This is a genomic window from Oerskovia sp. NPDC056781 (genome assembly GCF_042789955.1).
GTDB lineage: Bacteria > Actinomycetota > Actinomycetes > Actinomycetales > Cellulomonadaceae > Oerskovia > Oerskovia rustica.
On record NZ_JBHUAD010000222.1, the window covers coordinates 1 to 6,460 of the forward strand.

Below are 6,460 nucleotides of genomic sequence, written 5' to 3' on the forward strand. Positions count from 1 at the left end.
CCTCACGGACATCCCTGAGGGCCTCGGCCGTCTCCGGCGCGGCCCGTGCTCGGACCGGCTCGCGACCGTCGTCCCGTCAGTGCTCGGCGCCTGCCGAGACGGCGCTCGCGGCGTCGCGGTCGAGGCGACGGTCGAGGTCGGCCAGGGCGGTCTCCACGACGACCCGCAACGCCCGCACGTGAGCCGCGAGCGGCAGGGACCCGCCGTCGGGCGACGGACCTCCCGGGCTGCTCACCGCGGGCACGTGGACGAATCCCGCGCGCACGTCGTCCCGCCCGTCGGCCCAGCGCGCGAGGTCGTAGAACGTCGCGTTGCACACGTACGTCCCGGCGGTGCTCGACACCGCGACGGGCACCCCCGCCTCACGCACCGCGACCAGCGACGGCTTGAGGGGCAGGGTCGTGAAGTAGGCGGCCGGGCCGCCCTCGACGACCGGGACGTCGACGGGGGCCGAACCCGCGTTGTCGGGGATGCGCGCGTCGACCACGTTGATCGCGACCCGCTCGAGGCGGACCGCGCTCGTCCCGCCCGCGAGGCCCACAGCCACCACGACCCGGGGCCGGTGCTCCTCGATCGCGGTCTCCAGGGCGGGCCACGCTCCCGCGAACGTGCACGGCAGCTCGACAGCGACGAGAGGCTCGGCCCCGTCCCACGCGTCGCGCAGTGCGCTCACGGCCTGCCAGGAGGCGTTGGTCGCGGCGCCGTCGAACGGCTCGAAGCCCGAGAGCAGGACGGTCATGCGAGCTCCTCCGCGGTCTCGCGCACGACGCGTTCCCACAGGGCGTCCACCTCGGCACGCAGCGCCTCGGGCGTGCCGCTGCCGTCCAGGGTGACGTCGGCGACCGCGAGCCGCTCGGCGTCGGTGGCCTGCGCGGCGATCCGGGCCCGGGCCTCGTCCTCGCGCATGCCACGCGTGGTCACGAGGCGCTGGAGCCGCACGCCCTCGGGGGCGACGACCACGGCGACGAGATGGAAGGACTCGGCCTGACCGGTCTCGACGAGCAGCGGGATGTCGTGCACGACGACGGCGCGCGGGTCACGCGCGGCGACGAGGGCCTCGCGCTCGGCCGACAGGCGACGGACCTCCGGGTGGACGATCCCGTTGAGCCGGCGCCGTGCCTCGTCGTCGCCGAACACGATGGTCCCGAGCCGCGCACGGTCGAGCGACCCGTCGGGCGCGAGGACGCCGTCGCCGAAGGCCTGGACGACCTCGTCGAGGCCCACGGTGCCGGGCGCGACGGCCTCACGGGCCAGCACGTCGGCGTCGATGACGCAGGCCCCGAGCTCGGCGAACCGATCGAGGGCCACGGACTTTCCTGCTGCGATCCCGCCGGTCAGGCCTACGCGAAACATGGGTCCATCCTGCCAGTCATGCCCCGTGCGCACGCCTCGAGGAGGCGCCGGCCTCCCCCGCCACGACGCGCAGCAGACGCAGGAGCTCGTGCCGGTCGTCGGCGTCGAGGCGCGAGAGCAGGGTGCCCGCGCTCGTCTCGCGCTCGGCGGCGACAGCGGCCAAGGTCTCGCGCCCCTCGTCGGTCAGCTCGACGAGGGTCGCACGCCGGTCGGTCGGGTCCGGCAGCCTGCGCACGAGCCCGGCGGCCTCGGCGTCGTCGACCTTGGACGTCACGGACCGGGGGGCGACGTCGAGGATGCCGGCCAGCGCGCCGGGTCGCTGAGGGCCGTCGCAGCGGTCGAGCACCCGCAGCATGCGGTACTGCCCGGGCGTGGTCCGGGCGCGCTCGAGGCGCTCCCCCGCCTCCCTCCGAACGGCCCGCATCGCGGCGTGCAGCAGGGTGAGGAACTCGGCGTTCTCGGCGTCGAAGTCTGTCGTCACAGGCACGAGAGTAGTCGTCCGGCGGCCTCTTGTGAACCAACTCATGGTGAGGTAGGCTCACTAACGGCGTCGAGGCCCCTCCTCCGCCGATCTCCCCTCCGACCCCCAGGAGGCTCCATGTCCTTCCCCTCGTCCTTCGGTGGCGGCTCCGGCATGCGCACCTTCCGCCAGGACTCGTCCGTGGCCAAGCAGCGGCTCCACCGCGGCACGGTCCGACGCATCCTCGCCTTCGCGCGCCCCTACAAGGCGCAGCTCGCGGTGTTCCTCGTGCTCATCGCCCTCAACGCCGCGGCAGGCGCCGTGACCCCCCTCCTGTTCAAGTCGCTCATCGACAACGGCATCACGGCCGGCCGCGTCGACGTCGTCGTCGAGATCTCGCTCGTCGTCGCCGGCATCGCGCTCGTGTCCGGTCTGCTCAGCATCGGCGAGCGCTGGTTCTCCGCCCGGGTGGGCGAGGGACTCATCTTCGACCTGCGCACCGCGGTCTTCGACCACGTGCAACGCATGCCGCTCGCCTTCTTCAGCCGGACGCGCACGGGTGCCCTCGTCCAGCGTCTCAACGGCGACGTCCTGGGTGCCCAGCAGGCGTTCACCTCGACGCTGTCCAACGTCTTCTCGAACCTGCTCACGGTCGTGTTCGTGCTCGCCGCGATGCTCTCGATGTCCTGGGAGCTGACCCTCATCGCGCTCGCCCTGCTCCCCGTGTTCGTGCTTCCGGCACGCTGGGTCGGTCGCAGGCTCGCCGGCATCACGCGCGAGAGCTACGCCCTCAACGCCGACGCCGCGCAGATGATGAACGAGCGCTTCAACGTCGCGGGCGCGCACCTGGTCAAGATCTTCGGCCGCCCCGAGCAGGAGTCGGCGACGTACGCCGAGCAGGCCGGGCGTGTGCGCGACATCGGCGTGACCTCGGCCATGTACGCGACCGTGTTCCGCGTCGCGCTCACGACGGTCGCCTCGGTCGCCGTCGCGATCGTCTACGGGCTCGGCGGCGTCATGGCCATCCGCGGCACGCTCACGGTCGGCGTCGTCGTCGCCCTCACGGCCTACCTCGCCCGCCTCTACGGGCCCCTCACCGCGCTGTCGAACGTCCAGGTGGACGTCATGACCGCGCTCGTGAGCTTCGAGCGCGTCCTCGAGGTCCTCGACCTCGAGCCGTCGGTCACCGACGCGCCGGACGCGCGCGACCTGTCCGACGACGTCGCTCGCCACGGCGCGACCCTTGCCCTCGAGCACGTCACCTTCCGCTATCCCGGCGCCGCCGACGTCTCGCTCGCCTCGCTCGAGGCCGTCGCGACCGTGAGCTCGGACCCGACGAGCGACACCCTGACGGACGTCTCGTTCGACGTCCCCGCTGGTGCGATGGTCGCGGTCGTCGGTCCCTCCGGTGCGGGCAAGACCACGATCTCCCAGCTCGTCACGCGGATGTACGACCCCACGGGCGGCGCCGTGCGCATCGCCGGGCGCGACCTGCGCGAGGTCACCCAGCGCTCGCTGCAGGACACCGTGGGCGTGGTCTCCCAAGAGGCCCATCTCTTCCACGACACGATCGCCGGCAACCTGCGGTACGCGAGGCCGGACGCCACGGACGCCGAGCTGTGGACCGCGCTGCGCCAGGCGCACGTCGCCGATCTCGTCGAGTCCCTGCCCGCCGGCCTCGAGACCGTGGTCGGCGATCGTGGCTACCGGCTCTCGGGAGGCGAACGTCAGCGGCTCGCCATCGCGCGCCTGTTCCTCAAGGCGCCGGCCCTCGTCGTCCTCGACGAGGCGACCGCGCACCTCGACTCCGAGTCGGAGGCCGCCGTCCAGCTCGCGCTCGACGCTGCCCTCGACGGTCGGACGTCCCTCGTCATCGCCCACCGGCTGTCCACGATCCGCCAGGCCGACATGATCGTCGTGCTCGACCAGGGGCACGTCGTGGCGACCGGCACGCACGCCGACCTCCTGCGGCTCGGTGGTCTCTACGCCGAGCTCTACCGGACGCAGTTCGCGACGGGCGACACGGCGAGCCCGTCCGACGAGGCGCTCGGGCCCCAGGACACCGAGGAGAGCGTCGCGGTCTGACTCGCTCCTGGTCAGGCGAACCGGCCCAACCAGAGCCCGGCGAGAGCGAGGGCCGCGATGGTCTCCCCGTCTCGGATGGTCCCGGCTGAGATCATCCCCAGCGCCTCGGCGAACGGCACCGCCTCGACACGCGAGATGCCCTCCTCGGCCTGGCTCGACGACAGACCCCGCACCGTGCGGCCCGGTGCGTCGCTGCTGCCGGCCCCCCGCCGGTTCAGCGTCCCCGTCAGCCCCCGAGCCACGAACACGTGCTCGGGGGCCTTCGCGACTCCGATGAGAGCGTCCATGCCACCGACCCGTACCCACTCCCGGGCGCGGAGCCCCGTCTCCTCGAGGAGCTCCCGCTGGGCCGCGACGATGGGCTCCTCACCGTCGCTCGCCCCGGCCGGGACCTCGATCGAGAGAGTGTCGGTGGTGTAGCGGTGCTGCGTCACGAGCACCACCTCGTCGGCGTCCGTGAGGGCGACGACGAAGACCGCGGGCCATCGCAGCTCGACGACCCCGTAGATGCCGGGTGCGCCGTCAGGCCGGATCACGCGGTCCTCCCGCACCCTGATCCAAGGGTTCTCATAGGCGGTGCGGGTGCTCTCGGTGGTCCACTGCATCGTCACAGCCTAGGGGCAGCCCGGGTACTCCTCGCCCTTGTCCTCGACGGGTAGGAGCCGGTCCCGGGGACGACGAAGGCCCGCCACCCGAAGGTGGCGGGCCTCGTCATGACATCACCCTGGCCGTGAGGCCAGGACGAGATCAGTTACCGGTGAGCTTCTCGCGCAGAGCGGCGAGCGCCTCGTCGGAAGCCAGCGTGCCGGCAGCCTCCTCCTGGACCGGGGTCGAGGAGTAGGTGGCAGCGGAGCTCGCGGACTCGCCCGAGGTGGCAGCCTCGTCGTCGGCCTTGAGAGCCTCGGCGACCTGCTTGCGGTGAGCCTCCCAGCGCTCGTGAGCCTTCGCGTACTGCGACTCCCACGTCTCGCGCTGCGCCTCGAAGCCCTCGAGCCACTCGTTGGTCTCGGGGTCGAAGCCCTCGGGGTACTTGTAGTTCCCCTGCTCGTCGTACTCGGCAGCCATGCCGTACAGCGCGGGGTCGAAGTCGTCCGACTCCGGGTCCACGCCCTCGTTGGCCTGCTTGAGCGACAGCGAGATGCGGCGACGCTCGAGGTCGATGTCGATGACCTTGACGAAGACCTCGTCACCGACGTTGACGACCTGCTCGGGCAGCTCGACGTGGCGGACAGCCAGCTCGGAGATGTGCACGAGACCCTCGATGCCGTCCTCGACGCGAACGAACGCACCGAACGGAACGAGCTTCGTGACCTTGCCCGGCACGACCTGACCGATGGCGTGCGTACGGGCGAAGGTCTGCCACGGGTCCTCCTGCGTCGCCTTCAGCGACAGGGAGACGCGCTCGCGGTCGAAGTCGACGTCCAGGACCTCGACCGTGACCTCCTGGCCCACCTCGACGACCTCGGAGGGGTGGTCGATGTGCTTCCAGGACAGCTCGGAGACGTGCACCAGACCGTCGACGCCACCGAGGTCCACGAACGCACCGAAGTTGACGATCGAGGAGACGACACCGGGGCGCACCTGGCCCTTCTGCAGGGTCTGCAGGAAGGTCGAGCGAACCTCGGACTGCGTCTGCTCGAGCCACGCACGACGCGACAGGACGACGTTGTTGCGGTTCTTGTCGAGCTCGATGATCTTCGCCTCGATCTCCTTGCCGACGTACGGCTGGAGGTCGCGGACGCGGCGCATCTCCACCAGCGACGCGGGCAGGAAGCCGCGCAGGCCGATGTCGAGGATGAGGCCGCCCTTGACGACCTCGATGACGGTGCCGGTGACGACGCCGTCCTCTTCCTTGATCTTCTCGATCGTGCCCCAGGCACGCTCGTACTGAGCGCGCTTCTTGGAGAGGATCAGGCGACCTTCCTTGTCCTCCTTCTGGAGGACGAGGGCCTCGACTGCGTCACCGACCTTGACGACGTCCCCGGGGTCCACGTCGTGCTTGATGGACAGCTCGCGGGAGGGGATGACGCCCTCGGTCTTGTAGCCGATGTCGAGGAGAACCTCGTCACGGTCGACCTTGACGATCGTGCCTTCGACGATGTCACCGTCATTGAAGTACTTGATGGTGGCGTCGATGGCGGCAAGGAAGTCCTCTTCGGTGCCGATGTCGTTGATGGCAACCTGAGGTGCGGACTTCGCGGGGGTGGAGATGGTCATTGAGTTCGATGCTCCGATGCGGACAGGAAGTAGTTCGGATAGGGATGCTGCTGTGGTGGTCACCACCGGTGACCTCCGCTCCGAGCACGGAACGGCCCCGCCACGACGAACACGACGGACGCGTCACGTCTCAGGCAGGGGGTAGGGCGGTAGGCGCACTGCACCGTCAGACATCCTATCGACGGAAAGGCGACGCGGTCAAAGGGAGCCGAACCGGTGCACGCGCTCTCACCCGCTCGCCGCGACGACGCCCGCCCGACCACGGCCCCGGGTCCCGATCCGCGCCCGGAGCATGGATGCGCGACGGCCGCCCGTGGGGTCCACGGCCAGCACCACCGGCAGTTC

Annotated in this window: 6 protein-coding genes; 1 reads left to right on the plus strand and 5 read right to left on the minus strand. The window is 71.0% G+C overall.

The genetic code is table 11. The annotated features are described in order from the left end of the window. Positions 1-76: 76 nt before the first annotated feature. The 3 genes from ACFRCR_RS15595 to ACFRCR_RS15605 are packed head-to-tail and all read right to left on the minus strand — an operon-like array spanning position 77 to position 1,834. Entirely contained in the window at positions 77-739 is a 663-nt protein-coding gene (locus ACFRCR_RS15595; RefSeq protein ID WP_377678774.1) for a pyroglutamyl-peptidase I, read from the minus strand. Next, the gene (gene coaE / locus ACFRCR_RS15600) at positions 736-1,353 is read right to left on the minus strand and encodes a dephospho-CoA kinase (protein WP_377678776.1); all 618 of its coding nucleotides are present in this window, start codon (positions 1,351-1,353) and stop codon (positions 736-738) included. Before coaE ends, ACFRCR_RS15595 begins: the two co-directional genes overlap by 4 nt. Before the next feature lie 16 nt (positions 1,354-1,369). Beyond that, positions 1,370-1,834: a MarR family transcriptional regulator gene (locus ACFRCR_RS15605; RefSeq protein WP_336707388.1), complete on the minus strand. Its 465-nt coding sequence runs from the start codon at positions 1,832-1,834 to the stop codon at positions 1,370-1,372. Positions 1,835-1,951: 117 nt separating this feature from the next. On the opposite strand from ACFRCR_RS15605, the gene ACFRCR_RS15610 reads away from it, so the two are divergent. Next, complete coding sequence (locus ACFRCR_RS15610) at positions 1,952-3,898, plus strand: ABC transporter ATP-binding protein (protein ID WP_377678778.1); 1,947 nt, start codon at positions 1,952-1,954, stop codon at positions 3,896-3,898. Between the two features lie 11 nt (positions 3,899-3,909). Here the strand turns inward: ACFRCR_RS15610 and ACFRCR_RS15615 are convergent, their stop codons facing one another. Beyond that, positions 3,910-4,503 (minus strand): NUDIX domain-containing protein, encoded by a 594-nt coding sequence (locus ACFRCR_RS15615; RefSeq protein ID WP_377678779.1) that lies wholly within the window; start codon positions 4,501-4,503, stop codon positions 3,910-3,912. A 142-nt stretch (positions 4,504-4,645) separates the two neighbouring features. Beyond that, entirely contained in the window at positions 4,646-6,115 is a 1,470-nt protein-coding gene (rpsA, locus tag ACFRCR_RS15620) for a 30S ribosomal protein S1 (RefSeq protein ID WP_377678781.1), read from the minus strand. Positions 6,116-6,460: the final 345 nt, after the last annotated feature.